General features: G+C 72.5%; 20 protein-coding genes. 10 read left to right on the top strand and 10 right to left on the bottom strand.

Translation table 11 applies throughout. The annotated features are described in order from the left end of the window. Positions 1–35: 35 nt before the first annotated feature. The gene (serC, locus tag ACYVGN_RS06915) at positions 36–1,151 is read left to right on the top strand and encodes a phosphoserine transaminase (protein ID WP_460789699.1); all 1,116 of its coding nucleotides are present in this window, start codon (positions 36–38) and stop codon (positions 1,149–1,151) included. 12 nt (positions 1,152–1,163) lie between these two features. Here serC and ACYVGN_RS06910 read toward each other — a convergent pair whose 3' ends face one another. From ACYVGN_RS06910 to ACYVGN_RS06900, 3 genes are all read right to left on the bottom strand, one after another. Next, complete coding sequence (locus tag ACYVGN_RS06910) at positions 1,164–2,474, bottom strand: HNH endonuclease signature motif containing protein (protein WP_460789697.1); 1,311 nt, start codon at positions 2,472–2,474, stop codon at positions 1,164–1,166. Between the two features lie 192 nt (positions 2,475–2,666). Then, the gene (locus ACYVGN_RS06905) at positions 2,667–3,386 is read right to left on the bottom strand and encodes a DUF3027 domain-containing protein (protein WP_460789696.1); all 720 of its coding nucleotides are present in this window, start codon (positions 3,384–3,386) and stop codon (positions 2,667–2,669) included. Then, positions 3,379–3,759, bottom strand: a complete 381-nt coding sequence (locus ACYVGN_RS06900; protein ID WP_055988995.1) for a cold-shock protein — start codon at positions 3,757–3,759, stop codon at positions 3,379–3,381. Before ACYVGN_RS06900 ends, ACYVGN_RS06905 begins: the two co-directional genes overlap by 8 nt. A gap of 98 nt (positions 3,760–3,857) precedes the next feature. On the opposite strand from ACYVGN_RS06900, the gene ACYVGN_RS06895 reads away from it, so the two are divergent. From ACYVGN_RS06895 to ACYVGN_RS06865, 7 genes are all read left to right on the top strand, one after another. After that, complete coding sequence (locus tag ACYVGN_RS06895) at positions 3,858–4,130, top strand: multidrug ABC transporter ATPase (protein ID WP_134745854.1); 273 nt, start codon at positions 3,858–3,860, stop codon at positions 4,128–4,130. Positions 4,131–4,159: 29 nt separating this feature from the next. Beyond that, positions 4,160–5,854: a helicase-associated domain-containing protein gene (locus tag ACYVGN_RS06890; protein WP_460789694.1), complete on the top strand. Its 1,695-nt coding sequence runs from the start codon at positions 4,160–4,162 to the stop codon at positions 5,852–5,854. 40 nt (positions 5,855–5,894) lie between these two features. After that, positions 5,895–7,538 (top strand): DNA repair helicase XPB, encoded by a 1,644-nt coding sequence (locus tag ACYVGN_RS06885; protein ID WP_460789693.1) that lies wholly within the window; start codon positions 5,895–5,897, stop codon positions 7,536–7,538. A 131-nt stretch (positions 7,539–7,669) separates the two neighbouring features. Continuing rightward, positions 7,670–8,764, top strand: a complete 1,095-nt coding sequence (locus ACYVGN_RS06880; RefSeq protein ID WP_460789691.1) for a L,D-transpeptidase — start codon at positions 7,670–7,672, stop codon at positions 8,762–8,764. A 135-nt stretch (positions 8,765–8,899) separates the two neighbouring features. Then, on the top strand, positions 8,900–9,595 hold the full coding sequence (locus ACYVGN_RS06875) for a response regulator transcription factor (RefSeq protein ID WP_460789690.1): 696 nt from the start codon (positions 8,900–8,902) through the stop codon (positions 9,593–9,595). Positions 9,596–9,728: 133 nt separating this feature from the next. Next, on the top strand, positions 9,729–11,447 hold the full coding sequence (locus tag ACYVGN_RS06870) for a sensor histidine kinase (protein ID WP_460789688.1): 1,719 nt from the start codon (positions 9,729–9,731) through the stop codon (positions 11,445–11,447). Between the two features lie 125 nt (positions 11,448–11,572). Beyond that, positions 11,573–11,860 carry a WXG100 family type VII secretion target gene (locus tag ACYVGN_RS06865; protein WP_134745850.1) on the top strand — a complete coding sequence of 96 codons (288 nt, stop codon included), beginning with the start codon at positions 11,573–11,575 and terminating at the stop codon, positions 11,858–11,860. 61 nt (positions 11,861–11,921) lie between these two features. Here ACYVGN_RS06865 and sfnG read toward each other — a convergent pair whose 3' ends face one another. The 6 genes from sfnG to ACYVGN_RS06835 form a co-directional block, all read right to left on the bottom strand. Next, on the bottom strand, positions 11,922–13,118 hold the full coding sequence (gene sfnG / locus ACYVGN_RS06860; RefSeq protein ID WP_460789686.1) for a dimethylsulfone monooxygenase SfnG: 1,197 nt from the start codon (positions 13,116–13,118) through the stop codon (positions 11,922–11,924). A 162-nt stretch (positions 13,119–13,280) separates the two neighbouring features. Continuing rightward, positions 13,281–14,900 (bottom strand): chaperonin GroEL, encoded by a 1,620-nt coding sequence (gene groL / locus ACYVGN_RS06855; RefSeq protein WP_460789684.1) that lies wholly within the window; start codon positions 14,898–14,900, stop codon positions 13,281–13,283. A 193-nt stretch (positions 14,901–15,093) separates the two neighbouring features. After that, positions 15,094–15,297 carry a cold-shock protein gene (locus ACYVGN_RS06850; RefSeq protein ID WP_055988977.1) on the bottom strand — a complete coding sequence of 68 codons (204 nt, stop codon included), beginning with the start codon at positions 15,295–15,297 and terminating at the stop codon, positions 15,094–15,096. A gap of 105 nt (positions 15,298–15,402) precedes the next feature. Continuing rightward, positions 15,403–15,951, bottom strand: coding sequence for a LytR C-terminal domain-containing protein (locus ACYVGN_RS06845; RefSeq protein WP_460789683.1), 549 nt, complete (start codon positions 15,949–15,951; stop codon positions 15,403–15,405). 53 nt (positions 15,952–16,004) lie between these two features. Continuing rightward, on the bottom strand, positions 16,005–16,244 hold the full coding sequence (locus ACYVGN_RS06840; protein WP_055988973.1) for a DUF3263 domain-containing protein: 240 nt from the start codon (positions 16,242–16,244) through the stop codon (positions 16,005–16,007). Positions 16,245–16,279: 35 nt separating this feature from the next. Continuing rightward, complete coding sequence (locus ACYVGN_RS06835; RefSeq protein WP_460789681.1) at positions 16,280–17,296, bottom strand: DUF2332 family protein; 1,017 nt, start codon at positions 17,294–17,296, stop codon at positions 16,280–16,282. Positions 17,297–17,390: 94 nt separating this feature from the next. Here ACYVGN_RS06835 and msrB point away from each other — a divergent pair, with 94 nt between their 5' ends. Both msrB and ACYVGN_RS06825 read left to right on the top strand, forming a co-directional pair. After that, positions 17,391–17,816: a peptide-methionine (R)-S-oxide reductase MsrB gene (msrB, locus tag ACYVGN_RS06830; protein ID WP_134745848.1), complete on the top strand. Its 426-nt coding sequence runs from the start codon at positions 17,391–17,393 to the stop codon at positions 17,814–17,816. Beyond that, positions 17,816–18,391, top strand: a complete 576-nt coding sequence (locus ACYVGN_RS06825; protein ID WP_460789680.1) for a nitroreductase family protein — start codon at positions 17,816–17,818, stop codon at positions 18,389–18,391. Before msrB ends, ACYVGN_RS06825 begins: the two co-directional genes overlap by 1 nt. 19 nt (positions 18,392–18,410) lie before the next feature. Here the strand turns inward: ACYVGN_RS06825 and ACYVGN_RS06820 are convergent, their stop codons facing one another. Next, a complete protein-coding gene (locus ACYVGN_RS06820) occupies positions 18,411–19,370 on the bottom strand; it encodes a DMT family transporter (RefSeq protein WP_460789678.1) in 960 nt (319 codons plus the stop codon). Between the last annotated feature and the right edge of the window lie 9 nt (positions 19,371–19,379).

Genomic DNA, 19,379 nt, shown 5'->3' with positions numbered 1-19,379 from the left:
CACCGGCGGCCCGCGCGGAGCGATAAAGTCGGGCCATGACGCTCACGATCCCCGCCGACCTCCTTCCCGCCGACGGACGCTTCGGATGCGGCCCCTCGAAGGTGCGCCCCGAGCAGGTGCAGGCCCTCGCGGCGATCGGCTCGTCGCTGCTGGGGACGTCGCACCGGCAGGCGCCGGTCAAGAACCTCGTCGGGAGCGTCCGCGAGCGGCTCTCGACGCTGTTCCGCCTGCCGGAGGGCTACGAGATCGTGCTGGGCAACGGCGGCTCGACCGCGTTCTGGGACGCGGCCGCCTTCGGCCTGATCGAGCGCCGCAGCCAGAACCTCACGTTCGGCGAGTTCGGGTCCAAGTTCGCCAAGGCGGCCAAGGCCCCGTGGCTCGAGGCGCCCGATGTGCGCGAGGCCCCCGCCGGCTCGCGCGTCGCGGCCGAGGCCGTGGCCGACGTCGACGTGTACGCGTGGCCGCACAACGAGACCTCGACCGGCGTCGCCGCGCCGATCGCCCGCGTGCAGGGCGACGAGGGCGCGCTCACCGTGATCGACGCGACGAGCGCCGCCGGCGGCATCGACTTCGACGTGACCGAGACCGACGTCTACTACTTCGCGCCGCAGAAGAACCTCGGGTCGGACGGCGGCCTGTGGTTCGCCGCCATGTCGCCGGCGGCGATCGAGCGCATCGAGCGCATCGCGGCCTCGGACCGGTACATCCCCGAGTTCCTGAGCCTGTCGCAGGCCGTCGCGAACTCGCGCCTGCAGCAGACGCTCAACACCCCGGCCCTCGCGACGCTTCACCTGCTGGACAGCCAGCTCGGCTGGATCCTCGACAACGGCGGTCTCGAGTGGGCCGCGGCCCGCACCGCCGAGTCGTCGGGCGCGCTCTACGCGTGGGCCGAGGCGTCGGAGGTCGCGACGCCGTTCGTCGCGGACCCCGAGCACCGCTCCCCCGTGGTCGCCACCATCGACTTCGACGAGTCGATCGACGCCGCCGCGATCGCCAAGACGCTGCGCGCCAACGGCATCGTCGACACCGAGCCCTACCGCAAGCTCGGGCGCAACCAGCTGCGTGTGGCGACGTTCGTCTCGATCGACCCCGAGGACGTCCGTCAGCTCATCCGCAGCATCGACTTCGTCATCGAGAACACCGCCCGCTGACGCTCCGGCGTCCTAGAACGGCGGCGGGCCGGCGCCGAAGTCGGCGCGCGCGATCTCCGAGGACGCCTCGAACCGGACCACCGGTGTGGGTTTGTGTTTCACGACCCGGCCGGTGGGGCTGATGACCTCGAGCACGCCGCCTGGCCCGTGACGGAATCTCCACGCGGAGTTGTGTTTCAACACGTGGTGGGCGCGGCACAGGTTGGCGAGGTTGCGGACGCCCGTCGGGCCACCGCGGGAGTACGGGATGGTGTGGTCGTCCTCGCAGCGGATCGCGGGTTGCCGGCAGCCGGGGAAGCGGCAGTGCTCGTCCCGGGCGATGAGGAAGCGCCGCTGCGCTTTCGTGGGCGTGTAGGTGTCGACCGTTCTCAGGCACCCGGTGTCGGGATCCTGGAACAAACGGATCCACGTCGCGGCCTCCCCGGCCAGGCGGCGCGCGGCCTCCGCGGGGATGGGGCCGTACCCGGCGACGAACGCCGACTCGTCACCGACGCCGGTCAGTGACTGCCACGGGACCGTGACCTGCACCGCCGCCTTGATCTTCGTCAGGGCATCCCCGCCGTGCTGGTCGATCAGCTCGGCGGTGGGGAGGCCGGCGAGGGCGATCTCGGCGAACACGTCCGCCCGGATCTGATCCAACGTCCGCTCGTCGCCCTCGGCCTTCGTCCGGTAGATCGTGCGCGCCATCTGGGTGACCCGGTCATGCATCGCGTACACCGTCACCGCCGGACCGATGTAGGTCAACTCCCCCATCCCGTCCGGAAGCGGAGCCACGCGGACGGAGCGGTCGGCCATCGCCTCCTCGTGCCGCTCCTCCAACGGCAGCGGCTCGATGTCGTCCGCGAGCTTCCGCGCGACGGAGCCCAGCTGACCGGGGGTCGTCTTCACCGCGCGGGGCAGGATGATCCGCTCGAACTCCCCCCGGGCGTCGTCATCCTCCAGCCGTGACCCGGCGTCGACGATCGCGCGGACATGGCCCTCGCTGATCCGGCCCCCCTCGAACAGGGCGAACGTCGCCGGGAACCCGTCGACGAGGTCGACTGCCCACTCCATCCGGGCCCGGATCGTGCGGTCCGAGATCCTGGCGGCCACTCCGAACTCGGCAGCCATCGATCGGACCGGGTGCTCGAACTCCGACCCGATGCCGGCGCGGCGCATCTGCGCCTCGGCGATCGCACGGGCCTCGGCGAGCCGCTTGGCCTGGCGCGCCTGCGCCCTCGCGATCACCGCCTGGTCCTCCAAGAACCCCTCGACCAGCTCCGACGTGCGCGCAAGCTCACCCAGGGTGGGAGTCCACCCGGTCGAATGCGGCCGCGTCGTCATGCCCCGATTCTTCCAGGGGCCACCGACATTCCGACGCCCGGAAAGGGCCGATCAGGTATCTAAACCGAATCTGTGGACAAGTCGTCGCGGGTGCATCCTGTGGACGAGTGGCCCGCCCTCCGCTCAACGACCGCGTGGGCGGGCCGGCGCTGGCGCGCCTCCGCTCAACGACCACGTGGGCGGGCCGGAGGGTCACTCCTCCGAGTCGTCGTCCTCGTCGTCCTGCTCGTCGAAGTCCTCGTCGAAGTCCTCGTCGTCGTCCTCGTCCGACTCGTCCTCGTCGTCGTCCGGCGCTTCCTCGTCCGGGTCGAGCGTGTCGATGTCGACGCCGTCGACGTCGCCGGCGTGCAGGATCGGCGAGCCGTCCTCGTCGAAGTCCTCCTCGCCCTCGTCCTCGAAGTCGTCGCCGTCCTCGCCGTCCTCGCCCTCGGCGGCCGCCGCCGCCTCGGCCGCTGCGGCGGCCTGGGCGGCCTGGTACTCCTTGAGGCGCACGGCCCACGGCACCCACTCGGGGGCGAGCAGCGCGTCGTCGCCGGGCAGCAGCTCGGCCTCCAGCACGGTGGGCTCGGATCCCTCGACGACCGCGAGGGACACGGTCCAGAACCAGCCCGGATAGCCGAGCAGCGTGTTCTCGAATCGCAGGGAGACGACCCCGTCGCGCTCGACCGTGTGACCCGCGGGCGCGCCCACGGTCGACGGCGGCGTGATCTCGTGCAGGGCGGCCAGGGCAAGGTCGTGCGCCTCGAGCAGGCGACGGTCCGGCTCGGGCAGATCCTCGGGCTCGGCCACGGGCTCCGCGTCCGCCACCTCGGCCTCGGCGACGGCCGACGCGGGCACCTCGAGCTCCGTCCCGGCCTCCACCGGCTCGGGCAGCTCGGCGCCCTCCGCGCCGTCCGCGGGGGCGTCAGACATCGAGCTCGTCCGCGACCTTGCGCAGCACGGCGGCGACCTTGCGGGCGTGACCGGACGACGGGTAGTGCCCGCGGCGGAGGTCCTCGCCCACGCCGTCGAGCAGCTTCACGAGGTCCTCGACGATGACCGCCATGTCGTCGGCCGGCTTGCGCTTGGCCTTCGCCAGGCTGGGCGGCGCCTCGAGCACGCGCACCGACAGCGCCTGCGGGCCCTTGCGGCCGTCGGCGATGCCGAACTCCAGGCGCGCACCCGGCTTCAGGGTCGTGCCGGCGGGCAGCGCGCTGGCGTGCAGGAACACGTCCTGGCCGTCCTCCGAGCTGATGAAGCCGAAGCCTTTCTCCTCGTCGTAGAACCTGACCTTGCCGGTGGGCATGACACAACCTCGATGCGCTGGGGAAAGACGAAACGCGAGACCGTCCGATCCCGCCCCTCCAGCCTATCGCGCCCGCGCGTGCGGCTAGTCTGAGGAGGATGAGCACGAACCGCCCCGACGATCTCCACGTGCGCCGTATCGACCGCGTCCTCGCGTTCATGGCGCTCGGCATCGCGGTGCTGTCGGTCCTGTGCTTCTTCGCGATCATGATCTCGACGGCCGCCGGGATGCAGCACGCGGACTACGCCACGGGGATCTGGCCGGTGGTCGCCGCCATCCCGCTGTTCGGACTGCCGATCGCGTTCGCCCTGATCCTCGTGCTCCTCATCATGAGCTTCGTGCGGAGGGGCAAGGCGAACGGTCGGGCCTGACCGCCGCCTCCCCGTGACGTCTGAGCGCCGTGAACACCGCTGATTCCCGCGCCCTGGCCGAACGGCTGGCCGAGGCCTCCGACGAGGAGATCTCGGCGCTGCTCCGCCGGCGCCGGATCCCGGCCTCCGTCGGATGGCATGACTTCTTCGACGCCGCGGAGGCGCTGCTCGCCCCCGACGCCGTCGCCCGCGCCGTGTCGGCGCTGCCGCGCGACGTGCTCGCCGACCTCGCGGCCGGGGCGGGTCCCGAGCGCCTGGGCCTGACGGACGCGCAGGGCGCGCCGTACGCCGAGGTACGCGCGGCGCTCGGCGACGTCGCTCCGACGCGCACGCCGGCCGGCCCGCCGGCCCCGGCGGACGAGCTCGCCACGGCGCATGCGGCGGAGCGCGCGTTCACCACGACCTCGGCGCTCGCCGACCTCGTGCTCCTCACCCTGCGCGCCCCGCTCTCCCGCGTCGGGACGGGGGCCGTCGGCGCCGCCGACCGCCGCCGGATGGCGCAGGACGAGATCGTGCGTGATCCGGATGACGCCGACGAGCTGGTCGCGCTCGGCGAGGCCGGCGGCCTGCTGTCGGTCGCGGACCGCCAGTGGCTCGTCAGCCCGGCGGGGGCCGCATGGGTGCGCGAGTCCACCGGCGAGCGCTGGAGCCGCCTGGTGACGTCGCTGCGCGACGCGCTCCCCGAGGGCGTCCGCACCGCAGAGGGCGGATGGATCGACCCCGCGCTGTGGGACGACGCCTACCCGCTCGACGAGTCGTGGCCGCCGCGCGCGGCGAGATGGCGCGGGCTGATGCGGCTCGCGGGCCTCGTGACCGAGGGGGCCCGGGCCCCGTGGGACGCCGAGCCGCCCTGGGCCGCGCCGCTGCGCGAGGGGCGCGCGCCGGACGTCGCCGCGCTCATCGAGCTGCTGCCGCACGAGGTGGACCAGGTGTTCCTGCAGAACGACCTCACCGCCATCTCGCCCGGCCCGCTGGCCCCCACGCTCGATGTGCGGCTCCAGGGCATCGCGGCGCGCGAGTCGCACGCGCAGGCCTCGACCTACCGCTTCACGGAGGCGACGATCGCGGGCGCGCTGTCGGCCGGCGAGACCGCCGAGGGCATCCTGGCGTTCCTGTCGCAGCTGTCGCTCACGGGCGTGCCGCAGCCGCTCGAGTACCTCGTGCAGCGGACCGCCGAGCGCCACGGCCTCGTGCGCGTGACGCTGGATCCGTCGACGGGCCAGACGATCGTGTCGAGCCGGGACCACGCGCTACTCGAGACGATCGCGGTCGACCAGTCGCTGCGGGCGCTCGGGCTGGTCCAGGACGGCCGGATGCTCCGCACCCGCGCGGCCCGGGATGCCGTGTACTGGGCGCTCGCCGACGCCCGGTACCCCGTCGTCGCCCTCGACGAGCAGGGCGAGGCGCAGGCGCTCGACCGCCGCCGCGTCGCCCCGCGCGCGGCCGACGACGGCTCCGCGAAGCGGTACGGCCCGCTGATCGAGCGGCTGCGCGGAGCCCACGGCGCCGATGCCGATGCCGCGTGGCTCGAGCGCGAGCTCGAGACGGCCGTGCGCACGAAGGCCGTGCTCGAGGTCGACGTGGCGCTGCCCGACGGTTCGAGCCGCACCTTCACGCTGGAGGCGACCGGTCTCGGCGGCGGGCGCCTGCGGGGCCGCGACCGGGGCGCCGACGTCGAGCGCACGCTGCCGATCAAGAGCATCATCGCGGTCCGCGCCCGCTGAGCGGACCCCGCCATCCGGTGCGCCGGTAGACTGGTCCGCTATGGCTGATGGCCCCCTGATCGTCCAGAGCGACCGCACCGTGCTGCTGGAGGTCGCGCATCCCGACGCGGAGACCGCGCGTCACGAGCTCGCGATCTTCGCCGAGCTCGAGCGCGCGCCCGAGCACATCCACACCTACCGGATCACCCGGCTGGGCCTGTGGAACGCGCGCGCCGCGGGCCACACCGCCGACGACATGCTGCAGACCCTCGACCGGTGGTCGCGGTTCCCGGTGCCGCCGTCGGTGTCGGTCGACATCCGCGAGACCGTCGAGCGGTACGGCCGCCTGTCGATCCGCCGGGGCGACGAGGGCGAGCTGCTGCTCACCTCCACGGACCGCGCCGTGCTCGCCGAGGTGTCGCGCAACAAGCGCATCCAGCCGCTGCTGATCGCGCAGCCGAGCCCCGAGACCTACGTGGTCGACGCCTGGGCACGGGGTCACATCAAGCAGGAGCTGCTGAAGATCGGCTGGCCCGCGGAGGATCTCGCCGGCTACACGCCGGGCACTCCGCACCCCATCGACCTGGACGAGGACGGCTGGGCGCTGCGCCCCTACCAGGCCGAGGCGGTCGAGAAGTTCAGCGAGGGCGGGTCGGGCGTCGTGGTGCTGCCGTGCGGCGCCGGCAAGACGCTGGTCGGCGCGGGCGCGATGGCCGTCACCCGCACGACCACGCTCATCCTCGTCACCAACACGGTTTCGGCGCGCCAGTGGCGCGACGAGCTGCTCAAGCGCACGTCGCTCACGCCCGAGGAGATCGGCGAGTACTCCGGCCAGACCAAGGAGATCAAGCCCGTCACGATCGCGACGTATCAGATCCTGACGGCGCGCCGGAGGGGCGAGTACCCGCACCTCGCGCTGCTCGACGCGCTGGACTGGGGCCTGATCGTGTACGACGAGGTGCACCTGCTGCCCGCGCCCGTGTTCAAGCTGACGGCCGACCTGCAGGCGCGCCGGCGTCTCGGCCTGACCGCGACGCTCGTGCGCGAGGACGGCCGCGAGGGCGACGTGTTCAGCCTGATCGGGCCCAAGCGCTTCGACGCCCCGTGGAAGGAGATCGAGGCCCAGGGCTTCATCTCCCCCGCCGCCTGCTACGAGGTGCGGGTCGACCTGCCCCCGAGCGAGCGCCTCGAGTACGCGGCGAGCGCCGACGAGGACCGCTACCGCCTCGCGGCCACGGCGCCGGCGAAGATCGACGTCGTCAAGAGCCTGATCGCCAAGCACCCCGACGAGCAGATCCTCGTGATCGGGCAGTACCTCGAGCAGCTGGACGAGCTGTCCGAGGCGCTCGACGCCCCGAAGATCACCGGCTCGACGCCGGTCGACGAGCGCGAGAAGCTGTTCCAGGCCTTCCGCGAGGGAACGATCAACCTGCTCGTGGTGTCGAAGGTCGCGAACTTCTCCGTCGACCTGCCGGAGGCCTCGGTCGCGATCCAGGTGTCGGGCTCGTTCGGCTCGCGCCAGGAGGAGGCCCAGCGCCTGGGCCGCCTGCTGCGTCCCAAGCAGTCGAACCACACGGCCAGCTTCTACACGCTGATCGCCCGTGACACCGTCGACCAGGACTTCGCGCAGAACCGTCAGCGGTTCCTCGCCGAGCAGGGCTACAGCTACACGATCCTGGACGCCGAGCGCCTCGAGGCCGCCTGACCGGATCCGCGTGAAGGGATTCGACTCACCCGGGCAATACCTGGTGTGAGCTGACCTCCGCGGGCCTGGGCGTCTCGGTCGACGCCGAGGCGCTCGCCGCGCGGGCGCTGGGGGCGCATCCCCTCTGGAACGTGACGGCGTGGGACCCCGGGCCGCTCCCGACGGGGCTCGCGCTCGACGCCGCCACGGCGGCCGCTACGCTGCGCCAGCACCTCCCCGACCTGTTCGCCGACCCGGTCGACGCCCGGGTGGTCTTCGACGAGGAGGCCGGGAGGTTCGCCGCGGATCCCGCCCGTCCCGGACGGGGCGTCGACCTGGCCGCGCTCGAGGCCGACCTGCGCGACGCGCTGACCGCGGGCGGCGCCCTCGCCGCGGAGCCTCGGCCGACCGAGCAGGCGCCCGCCATCGCGACCGACGCCGCCGAGGAGCTCGCCGCCCGGCTCAACGAGCAGGCCGAGGAGGCGGGCTTCCACCTGGACGGGGCCGGCTCGCTCCCGATCGACCTGGCGACCGTCGCGTCGTGGATCGACATCGCCCCCGATCCGGCCGCAGGAGGATTTACGATCTCGGCCGACGTCCCGGCCATCGGCGAGGTCGTGGCGGGGCTGCCGCAGAAGCTGAACCGGGCGCCGGCGGACTCGCTCGTGGTGACGGACTCGGCCGGCCGGCACCTGCGCGCCATCCAGGCGGGACAGGACGGCTACGGCCTGGCCTCCACCGCGGGGCTCGCCGAGAAGGTCGCCGCCTCGGTGGAGAAGGGCGACCTGACCTTCGAGCTGCAGGGCCGGGCGATCCCGCACGGGGCGCAGACGCTGCTGCGCACCATCGAGGTGGACAAGAGCGCCGGGAGGACCCACCTCTACGAGAACGGCGCGCTCGTCGCGTCCTATCCCGTGGCGATCGGCACGGGCGGCGTGCGCGACGGCGTCCAGACCGAGACGCAGACGGGCCGCTTCACCGTGACGTCGCAGCTCGCGGGACAGCACATGGGCTCGTGCGACGCACGGGGGAACCACATCCCGGGCGGCCGGTTCGCCTACTGCCAGCCGAACGTGCCGTGGGTGTCGTACTTCAACGGCGACCAGGGCTTCCACGGCACGTACTGGCACGGCAACTTCGGCGCGGGCGCCCGGATGAGCCACGGCTGCGTCAACATGACCGTCGCGGCCGCCGAGCACGTGTACCGCTTCGCCCAGATCGGCACCGAGGTCTGGGTGCACGAGTGAGGCGGGGCGCCCCAGGGCCTCGCCGCTTGAAGTCGCCTCACCGAGGCGTGACCCGGACAGCGGGCCGCTGTTCGCTTTCGGCCGATCCGGCGCGATATCCAGCCGGATCATGAACAGCACCGACATAATGGGCGCATGACCGCACCGCGCATCCTGGTCGTCGACGACGAGCCCAACATCCGAGACCTGCTCTCGCAGAGCCTGCGGTTCGCGGGCTTCCAGGTGAAGACCGTCGCGAACGGCGCACAGACGATCTCGGCCGTCCTCGAGGAGGAGCCCGACCTGATCGTGCTCGACGTGATGCTGCCCGACATGAACGGGTTCAGCGTCACCAAGCGCCTGCGCGACGCGGGCTACACCGCCCCGATCCTGTTCCTCACCGCCAAGGACGAGACCGAGGACAAGATCAAGGGCCTCAACGTCGGCGGCGACGACTACGTCACCAAGCCGTTCAGCCTCGACGAGATCGTGGCGCGGATCCAGGCGATCCTGCGCCGCACGATGCAGAACGACGAGGGGGAGCAGGTCATCCGCGCCGGCGAGCTGACCATGGATCAGGACACGCACGACGTGTACGTCGGCGACACCGCGATCGACCTCAGCCCCACCGAGTTCAAGCTGCTGCGCTACCTGATGCTCAACCCGAACCGGGTGCTGTCGAAGGCGCAGATCCTCGACCACGTGTGGGAGTACGACTTCAACGGCGACGCGGGCATCGTCGAGTCCTACATCTCGTACCTGCGTCGCAAGATCGACCCGCACGCGTCGGAGTCGCTCATCCAGACCAAGCGCGGCTTCGGCTACATGCTGAAGGTGGACAAGGCGGGCTGATCCCCGCCCGCGCCGCCGCATCCCCGCGGCGGCGCTCCCGTTCGAAAGAGGCGACGCCCTGGCTGACAAGACCGATGCGCTGACGCGATGGTGGCGCCGCATCAGCCTGCGGGCCAAGGTCACGGGCGTCACGGTGACGGTGCTCGCGCTCGGCCTGATGGCGGCGGGCGTCGGGACCGTGCCCATCCTGCGCAACGCGATGCTGAGCAACGTCGACTCGTCGCTCACGCAGCTCGCGGCGGGCGCGGTCGGAGAGCAGCTGTTCAACATCTCGTCGAGCGGCGACGCCGGCCCGACGTTCACGGCCAAGGCGGGCGCGCCGCGCACCGAGTACTACGTCGCGATCTACGGCCCCGACGGCGACCTGATGGCCAGCGCGGGCGGGCAGGATCCGCGGCAGAGCCGCCCCGACTTCCCCGCCACGTTCGGCACGGACTACGCGTACTCGCACCAGGGCAGCATCATCCTGCTCGACAACACGACGGGCGAGGGCCCCGGCTACCACGCGGCGTTCGCGGTCGTGCAGTTCCCCGGCAGCAACAACATCTACACGCAGTTGGTCGCCCTGCCGCTCGACGAGGTCGAGAAGGTCGTCGGCACCTACTTCGGGATCTTCTTCCTGGTCGCGCTCGTCACGATCATCGGCGGGGCGCTGCTGACCCGCTGGGCCGTGACGCTCACGTTCCGCCGGTTCGGGCAGGTCGAGGCCACCGCGATGTCGATCGCGGCGGGCGACTTCAGCCAGCGCCTGACCGACATCGAGCCCAGCACCGAGATCGGCCGGCTCAAGGCCGCGATCAACACCATGCTCGACCGGATCGACGACGCGATCGCCGAGCGCGACGCGACCGTCCGGCAGATGCGGCGCTTCGTGGGCGACGCGAGCCACGAGCTGCGCACGCCGCTGGTCAGCGTGCGCGGCTACGCGGAGCTGTACCGGATGGGAGCCATCCAGGGCGACGAGGACACGGCCCGCGCGATGGAGCGGATCGAGAAGGAGGCCATCCGGATGGGCGTCCTCGTCGAGGACCTCCTCGCCCTCGCGCGTCTGGACGAGAAGCGCGAGCTCGACATCCAGCCGCTCGACCTGCGCCCGCTGGCGCGCGACGCCGCGCTCGACGTCCGGGCGGCCGAGCCCTCGCGCACGGTGACCGTGATCGACACCACGATCGAGGCGCTCACCGGCCCCATCACGATCTCGCGTCCGGACGAGGAGCGGCCGGCCGAGGCGGGCGCCGGCGCGGATGAGACCCCGCGCCGCCGCGCGCGCCCGGTCGCCGCCAACGCCCTCACGGCCCTGCTGCGCCGGCGGCCGCGCGCCGCGGGCGAGCCGGCGACGGACACCGGCGAGACCGAGGCCGCCGTGCCGCGGCTCGACTTCTCGGTGCCGCAGGCCCTGCGACCCGTGGCCGTTCCGCCGATCGTGCTCGGTGAGGAGCACCGCGTGCGCCAGGTGATCGCGAACCTGCTCGGCAACGCGCGCCGCTTCAGCCCGGAGGGCTCCCCGATCGAGATCGAGGTCGGGGTCGACGTGGGCGCGGGCATGGGCTGGATCGCCGTGGTCGACCACGGCGAGGGCGTGCCGGAGGCGATCCGCGAGCAGATCTTCGAGCGGTTCTGGCGGGCCGACACGTCGCGCGCGCGGGAGACCGGCGGCAGCGGCCTGGGCCTGGCCATCGTCGCCTCGATCGTCGAGGCGCTGCACGGCTCCGTCGAGGTGCGCGACACCCCGGGCGGCGGCGCGACGTTCCGCGTGGCCTTCCCGCTCGCGCCGCGCACCGACGAGGAGCTCGCGCTGGCCGCGACCCGGCCGATGCCGCGCATCCGCGGCGCCGAGACGCCCTCGGGCTGAGCGGCCGTTCGTCCCCAGCCTCGCCGACGCGGCGGGCTGTTCGAGGCCGCCGGGCACGGGCCGACGGGCCGCGCCACGCGTCCCTAGCGTGGGTGTCACCCATCCGATGACCCAGGGAGCACCTCATGGCCGTGTTCAGTGTCGACAGCGACGCGATCCTCACCGCGAACGGGCAGGCCCTCGCGACCGCCGAGCGCCTGCGGGCCGAGACGGCCGCGCTCAGCGCCCAGCTGCTGGGCCTGCAATCGGCCTGGACGGGCTCGGCGGCGGTCGCGTTCCAGGGCACGCTCGATCAGTGGAAGGCGACCCAGCGCGCGGTCGAGGACACGCTCGACGGCATCGGCCGGCTGCTCGGCGCGGCAGGGGCGCAGTACGCCGACACCGAGCGCACGGCGGCCGGCATGTTCCGCTGACGCGCGGAGGGGGTGGGGCGCGCGATGCCCCACCCCCTCCGGGTGCTGTGCGTGCGCCGGGTCAGACGGCCGCGGGCGCGGCGACCTGCGGCAGCAGCTCGGTGTTCAGCTCGGTGCCGTTGGCGCGTGCCAGGTCGGCCTCGAGCTCGCGGACGATCGGCAGGACGTCGCGGCCGAAGGCCTCGACCTCCTCCTGGAAGTGCAGGTAGGCGGTCAGGACCAGGTTCACGCCGATCTTCTTGAACGCGATGATGCGCTCGGCGATCTGCTCCGGGGTGCCGATCAGGCCGGTGCGGAAGCCGTCGTTGTACTGCACGAGGTCCTCGAAGGTCGAGTCCTCCCACATGCCCTTGCCGTCCTTGGTCGACTGGCCGGCCTCCTTGACCGCCGCGGCGAAGCCCTCGACGGCGGGGCGGTGGGCCTTCGCGATGATCTCGCGCAGGGTCTCGACCGCCTCGTTCTCGGTGTCGCGCGCGATCACGAAGCCGTTGATGCCGAAGCGCGGCTTCTGCGGCGCGGTGCGCCCGCCCGACTCGGCGGCCGCGACGACGCCCGCGATGTTCTCCTGGAAGCCCTCCAGCGAGCGGCCGTTCGAGAAGTACCAGTCCGCGGTGCGGCCGGCCGCGGCCTGCGCCGCGGTCGAGTTGCCGCCGAAGAAGATCTCGGGGTGCGCGCGGCCGGGCACGTCGAGCGGCTTCGGCGAGAGCGTGAAGTCCGAGATCTGGTAGTGCTTGCCGTCGAACGAGTAGCCGTCCTCGGTCAGCAGGCCGCGCAGGATCGAGATGAACTCCTCGGTGGGCACGTAGCGCTCGTCGTGCTCGAGCCAGGGCAGGCCGAACTTCACGAACTCGTCCTTGAGCCACCCCGACACGATGTTGACGGCGGCGCGGCCGTTCGAGATGTGGTCGGCCGTGATGAGCCACTTGGCGAGCACCCCGGGGTGCCACATGCCCGGGTGGACGGCGGCGATGATCTTGAGTCGCTCGGTCGCGCCCAGCAGGCCCAGCGTGAACGACGTGGCCTCGTGCTGCTTGTCGGCGCCGTAGCTCGCGGCGTAGCGCGTCTGCGACAGCGCGTACTCGAAGCCGGCGTCCTCGGCGATGCGGGCGAGCTTCTTGTTGTAGTCGAAGTCCCAGCTGGTGCGCTGCTCGATGGTGGAGACGACGAGGCCGCCGGAGACGTTCGGCACCCAGTAGGCGAACTTCAGGGGCGTCTCGAGGTCGGCGACGGGCGAGACCTCGGTGTCGATGACGGTCATGGGGAATCCTTCGGGTGCTCGGATCGGGTCACGCAAGTATGGCGACGCACCCTACCGTGCTCCAAGCGGGTGTTACGCCCTGTGTCATCCACGCCCCGGAGACGCGGGACGGCCCCTCCCCCGCGAGGGGAAGGGGCCGTCCGAGAGGAGATCAGGCGTGGATCAGAAGTCCATGCCCGCACCCTCGGCGCCCGCCGGAGCGCCCGCCTTCTCGGGCTTGTCGGCGACGACGGCCTCGGTGGTGAGGAAGAGGCCGGCGATCGACGCGGCGTTCTGCAGCGCCGAGCGCGTCACCTTGGCGGGGTCGATGATGCCCTGCGCGAACAGGTCGCCGTACTCGCCCGTGGCGGCGTTCAGACCGTGGCCGACCGGGAGGTCGGCGACCTTGTTGGCCACGACGCCCGGCTCGAGGCCGGCGTTGAGGGCGATCTGCTTCAGCGGAGCCTCGATCGCGACCTTGACGATGTTCGCGCCGGTCGCCTCGTCGCCGACGAGGTCCAGGCCGTCGAACGCGGTCTTGCCGGCCTGGATGAGGGCCACGCCACCACCGGCGACGATGCCCTCCTCGACGGCGGCCTTCGCGTTGCGCACGGCGTCCTCGATGCGGTGCTTGCGCTCCTTGAGCTCGACCTCGGTGGCCGCGCCCGCCTTGATGACGGCGACGCCGCCGGCGAGCTTGGCGAGGCGCTCCTGCAGCTTCTCGCGGTCGTAGTCGCTGTCGGTGTTCTCGATCTCGCGACGGATCTGGGTCACGCGGCCCTCGATCTGCGACGCGTCGCCGGCGCCCTCGACGATCGTGGTCTCGTCCTTGGTGACGATGACCTTGCGGGCGCGGCCGAGCAGCTCGAGGTCGGTGTTCTCGAGCTTGAGGCCGACCTCCTCGGTGATGACCTGGCCGCCCGTGAGGATCGCGATGTCCTGCAGCTGGGCCTTGCGGCGGTCGCCGAAGCCGGGGGCCTTGACGGCGACCGACTTGAAGATGCCGCGGATCTTGTTCAGCACGAGCGTCGCGAGGGCCTCGCCCTCGACGTCCTCGGCGATGATGACGAGCTCCTTGCCCGCCTGGATGACCTTGTCGACGACCGGCAGAAGGTCCTTGATGTTCGAGATCTTCTGGTTCGCGATCAGGATGTACGGGTCCTCGAAGACCGCCTCCTGGCGCTCCGGGTCCGTGACGAAGTAGGGGTTCAGGTAGCCCTTGTCGAAGCGCATGCCCTCGGTGAGCTCGAGCTCGGTGCCGAACGTGTTCGACTCCTCGACCGTGACGACGCCCTCCTTGCCCACCTTGTCGATGGCCTCGGCGATGAGCTCGCCGATCGCGGGGTCGGCGGCCGAGATCGACGCGGTCGCGGCGATCTGCTCCTTCGACTCGACCTCCTTGGCCTGCGCGAGCAGCTCGTCCGAGAGCGCCTTGACGGCCTTCTCGATGCCGCGCTTCAGGCTGATGGGGTCGGCGCCGGCGGCGACGTTGCGGAGGCCCTCGCGGACCAGCGCCTGGGCGAGGACCGTGGCGGTCGTGGTGCCGTCACCCGCGACGTCGTCGGTCTTCTTGGCGACCTCCTTGACCAGCTCGGCGCCGATCTTCTCGTACGGGTCGTCGAGCTCGATCTCCTTGGCGATCGAGACGCCGTCGTTCGTGATGGTGGGGGCGCCCCACTTCTTCTCGAGCACGACGTTGCGACCGCGCGGGCCGAGCGTCACCTTGACGGCGTCGGCCAGCGTGTTGAGGCCGCGCTCGAGGCCACGACGGGCCTCCTCGTCGAAAGCGATCATCTTTGCCATGTTGGTGTCGTCCCTCCCGGACGTAGGCGTGTGGTCTTTAGCACTCCTCTTGCACGAGTGCTAGGACGATTCTGGCACTCTCCCCCATCGAGTGCAAGCCGCGTCCGGCGGGCGCGCCCGTGGGCGGGCGACGCCCGGACGCGCGAGAGCGCCCCGCGGTCCGGGCCGCGGGGCGCTCTGCGTGGACGCCGGGTCAGACGGGGCGGACGGCCTCCGCCTGCGGGCCCTTCTGGCCCGAGCCGACGGTGAACTCGACGGACTGCCCCTCCTCCAGGACGCGGAAGCCGCTCATCTCGATGTTCGAGTAGTGGACGAAGACGTCCTGGCTGCCGTCTGCCACGGTGATGAACCCGTAGCCCTTCTCGGCGTTGAACCACTTCACTGTGCCCTGGGTCATGCGAAAACTCTCCTGGTGCTGGGGGCGGATATCGGGAATGGTATCCGCGCCGTTCCGCGCCAGAACGCCGAGAGGGCGAGAATGAACACGCCCGAATCGAACTGTTTACCCGGCCGAAACACGGTCGAGACCGGCGACCACCGTGATCTCCTTGAGCGCCGGATCCGGCGGGCTCTGGTACTGGTCGCTCAGCGCGACGCGCGCGCCGCCGATCGCCTGCGCGATGGCCAGCGCGACGGCCTCCTCCTCGGGAGACGCGTAGTACACGGTCGTGGCGGGGAAGTCCGTCGCGGACGACTCGCTCGGCAGGACCATGTCGTCCGACCATCCGGCCGCCACAAGTTCGGCGGCGACCTCCTCGGCCACGCCCTGCGAGCCCGTGCCGTTGAGCACGAGCACCGTGTAGGTGGGGTCGACGATCGGCGACACCGTGGACTGCGGCACCGGGGACTGCTGTCCCGGCACGATGTCGACGCGCTGCGACAGGACGAGGAACGCGAGGATGCCCGCGATCGTGAGCAGGACCGTCGCGAGCGCGGCCCACAGCAGCACGACGCGGCGGGGTGCGCGGGGCTGCTCGGCACGATGGGCGCCGACCCTGGCGGACTGGCGCGGGACGTCGTCGAAGCGGTCCCGGGGGTAGGTGGTCGGCACGACCCCGATGCTACCCGGACGCCCCTGGGGCGACGCCTCAGGCGCGGCTCCGGTCAGCCGGCGATGCGGGAGCGGTCCGCGCGGCGCGCGTCGCGCAGGCGGCGCAGCCGGCCCACGAGCAGCGGGTCCTCGGCGAGCGCGTCGGCCGAGTCGATCAGCCGGCCCAGCAGCTGGTAGTAGCGCGCCGGCGCCATCTCGAGCTGGGACCGGATGGCCTCCTCCTTCGCGCCGCCGTGGCGGCGCCACTCGGCCTCGAAGGCGAGGATGGCGCGGTCGCGGTCGGAGAGGGGCACGTTCCCACGGTAGGCGGCGCTGCGGCACGTGCCGGTCAGGCGCGCCAGTCGATCCAGGCGCCCAGAGGGTCGGCGGCCGCGAGCACCTCGCCGTCGAGCGCGAGCGCGAATCCCGGGCCCCACGTCCCGGGGTCGATGGGCGGGGTCCAGGCGTCGTGCAGCGCGGGCTGGTCGAGCGTGATCCAGTGCACGGGCTCGGGGCGGATGCCGCCCGGTGCCCGCAGCGCCGCGATCAGCGCGTCGCGCCGGCCGCGCGGCACGTACGGCAGCACACCGGGGGTCGTGATCACGAGCGCGGCATCGCGCGGCGCCTCGGCCGCGAGGCGGCGCACGAGCCCGAGATCCGCGGCATCCCCCGCGACGAGGCGCGGCGGGTCGGCGGCGGCGACGTCGATCGCGGCGGCGATCCGCCGGGCCCTGGCCGTCTCCTCGGGCCACACGAGCCCCTCGAGCCAGGCCCGGTCGGCGGGGTCGCCGGCGTCCAGCGGCTGCAGGTCGATGCCCGCGCGCCACACGACGTCCGGCAGGCGGAGGTCCGGCACGGCTCCGCGCAGCTCGGCCTCGAGCACGACGGCCGCTCCCCCGCCCGGATCCACCGCGACGACGTCGTCGCCCGCACGGAAGCGGTACGCGTAGCGATCCGGGTACAGGCACAGCCCGCCCGAGGCGCCGAGCTCCAGCAGCGCGATCGGGCCCTGCAGGCGCGCGAGGGCGGGAAGGAGCGCGGCGCAGCGCAGCGGCTCGTTCGTCTGCAGCGTGCGCGCCGCGCACTCGGCGACCACCGTGGCGGCGTGCGCGAGCACGAACGCCGCCCAGGCGTCGTAGCCGCCGGCCAGCGGGGCGCCCAGCATCCGCGTGACGGCGAACACGAGCGGCGGCTGCCGGCGCGTGGCGGGGATGCGGGCGAGGATCTCGCACATCCCGGAGTCGCCGGCCACGCCCTGGGCCCACTCCTGGTAGACGTCCGAGCGGCCTGGCGCCTCGTCACGTGCGAAGCGGGCGAACCGGTCCGCGACGGCGGCCGGGTCGTGGTCGGTCGTCGGGGCGCTCATCCCCTCATTCTCCCGGGCCGCGCACGTTACGACACGTCCGATCCGCGCACCCTCCCGCGGACGTAGTCTGTAAGGCGATCAACGGGAGGAACCCATGTCGTACAACGTGAGCAAGTCCGAGGATGAGTGGCGCCAGGAGCTCACCCCCGAGCAGTACGCGGTGCTGCGCGAGGCCGGCACCGAGCGCCCCTGGACGGGCGAGCTGCTGGACGAGGAGCGCGCGGGCCTGTACACGTGCGCGGCGTGCGGTTCGGAGCTGTTCAAGAGCGGCACCAAGTTCGACTCGCACTGCGGCTGGCCCAGCTTCTACGAGTCCATCCGCCCCGACGCGGTCGAGCTGCTCGAGGACAACAGCCACGGCATGGAGCGCACAGAGGTGCGCTGCGCCAACTGCGGCTCGCACCTGGGTCACGTCTTCCCTGACGGCTTCGGCACGCCCACGGGCGACCGCTACTGCATGAACTCGCTGTCGCTGAACTTCACTCCGGAGGAGAGCGACGAGCAGGACGCCCCGGCCTGATGACCGCGGCGGCCGTCGGGGGCGCGCGGGCCGCGATGCTCGCGCGCCGCTCGCTGTCGAAGGTCACGGACGACGCGCCCACGCACGACGAGCTCGTCGAGCTGGTGTCGGCCGCGGGCCGCGTCGCCGACCACAAGGAGCTCAAGCCCTGGCGGCTGATCGAGATCCGCGGCGACGACCGCGTCGCGCTCGGCCGCGCGATCGCGAAGGCCGAGGGCAAGAAGGGCGTGTACTCCAAGCCCCTCCGCGCGCCGCTGCTGATCGCGGTCGTCGCGTCGGTGCGGCGCGGCAAGGTGCCGGTCTGGGAGCAGGAGGCCGTGGCCTCCGGCGTCGCCCATGCGCTCAGCCTGCTGCTGGACGAGGCGGGCTACGGCGTCTTCTGGCGCACGGGCGGCCACACGCGGCACCGCGCGGTCGCCAAGGCGCACGGCCTCACGAAGGACGAGGTCCTGCTCGGCTGGCTCTACGTGGGCGGAAAGCCCACCCGGTCGCGCCCGCTGCGCCGCAAGGCCGTCGACGGCGCCAAGTTCCTCTCCGCTCTCCCCGCGGGCAAGAAGGCCAAGAAGAAGGCCTGACGACCTCGGCCCGCGCGCCTCAGCGCGCGGAACGCCGGCCGACCGCGGCGATCGTGACTCCCACGCACGCGACCGCGACCGTGATGGCGGAGCGGACCGGCGACGGCGGCACCGCGGGCGGCCACAGCAGGTCGAGCGCGAGCGAGCCCACGAGCATCCCGAGCACGGATCCGAGCGAGAGCAGCAGCACGCCGATCCGCGGCGCGAGCGCCGCCGACAGCGCGATGTAGGCGACGCCGATCGCGCCGCCCAGGTACAGCCACGGGTCGGCCGGAAGCGGCGCGACGCCGACGAGCGGCGCCTGCACCAGCGCGATCGCCCCGAGCACGACCGTGCCGCCGACGAAGTTGACGAGCGTCGCGGTCATCGCCGACGCGGTCGCGCGCTGCAGCCGTCCGTTGGTGGCCTGCTGCCACGCGAGGCCGGCGCCGACCAGGAGCGGAAGCAGCAGCATCCACAGCGGCGCCTGCGCGACCGTGCCGCCCGTGAGCGAGACGGTCACGGCCGCGAGCGCGAGCGCCACGCCGACCACCCGCGGCACGGTCACCGCCGTCACGCCGGCCGGACTGTACCCGACGCGGTCCAGGATCAGTCCGCTGAGCGTCTGCCCCGCCACGACGCCCACCGTGAACAGCGCCGTGCCGATCACCCCGACCACGGCGCCCTGCGAGCCCACCGTGAGCGCTCCGGCCGCGCCGCCGATCAGGATCCACCACGGCATGTCGCGCGCGCGGACGCCGCGCACGAGCCGCGCGACGCCGGCCCGGCCCGCCGGCAGCGCCGCGGCGAGCGCGACCATGATGGCCAGGCCCGATCCGAACGAGATGACGGCGGCCACGATCGCGTTGTCGAGCGCGGCGCCGAGCCCGCCGTTCAGCCGCGACTGGATGGCCGTCAGCACGCCGACCGCGATGGCTCCCGCCACCGGGGCGAGGCCCCGGGCGCGGCGTGACGGCGACGGCTGGTCCGGGGTGCTCACTCCCTCAAG

This window comes from Microbacterium lacusdiani (assembly GCF_054779895.1).
This window is presented reverse-complemented; position numbering and strand designations above follow the sequence as displayed.